Here is a 921-nt window from a genome sequence, read left to right as displayed (position 1 = left end):
TGCGCTTCGGCCTAGCATCTCCAATAAATTTTGTACTTCTTCATGACCAATCAACTGCGATGCGTTGTTGGTTAATAACTGACTTAGATGCGTTGCCAATACCGTCGATGAATCCACCACGGTATAACCGAGAGCCTGAGCGTGCTCGCGCTGCTCTTCACGAATCCACACGGCTTCTAGGCCGAATGCCGGGTCCATGGTCGGTTCGCCATCAATCATGCCGTAAACCTGACCAGGGTTAATCGCCAATTCTTGGTCTGGGCGAATTTCCGCTTCACCCACCGCAACGCCCATCAGGGTAATTCTGTAGCTGTTTGGCGTCAGCTCAAGGTTGTCGCGAATGTGTACAGCTGGGATCAAGAAACCAAAATCTTGTGAGAGCTTTTTACGAACGCCTTTCACGCGCTCTAATAACTCTCCGCCTTGGTCACGATCCACCAGCGGGATTAATCGATACCCCACTTCTAAACCAATAATATCAACAGGTTGAACGTCATCCCACGACAACTCACGTTGAGAAATCGGCTCGCTGCCATCTTCTGCTTTCGCAGGTAATGCTGGTTCTTTTGCTTTTTGCTTCTGACGCTTGTCAATCAAGTAAGCACCCGTGCCAGCAGCAACGGCCAACGTTAAGAAAGCAAAATGCGGCATGCCCGGTACGATACCCATCACGCCTAAAATTGCCGCCGTGATCATCAACGCTTTCGGGTTGTCGAACATTTGGAAAACCAACTGCTCGCCCATGTCTTCATCGGTGTTTTGGCGCGTTACCATCATCGCCGCTGCAATCGACAGCAATAGCGATGGAATTTGAGCAACCAGACCATCACCGATCGTTAGCAAGGTATAGATTTGGATCGCTTCACCAAAGCCTAACCCGTACTGCGCCATACCAATCGACAGACCGCCGATGATGTTGAT

Annotated in this window: 1 protein-coding gene; it reads right to left on the bottom strand. The window is 50.2% G+C overall.

What is annotated here, in order from left to right; genetic code table 11:
- Positions 1-921, bottom strand: a 921-nt coding sequence (locus R7093_RS24360) for an FHIPEP family type III secretion protein (RefSeq protein WP_318146903.1), incomplete at both ends; no start/stop codon positions are given.

It is taken from the genome of Vibrio sp. 1580 (assembly GCF_033340055.1).
The sequence above is the reverse complement of the archived record's forward strand: the minus strand, read 5'-3'. Positions and strand labels throughout refer to the sequence as shown.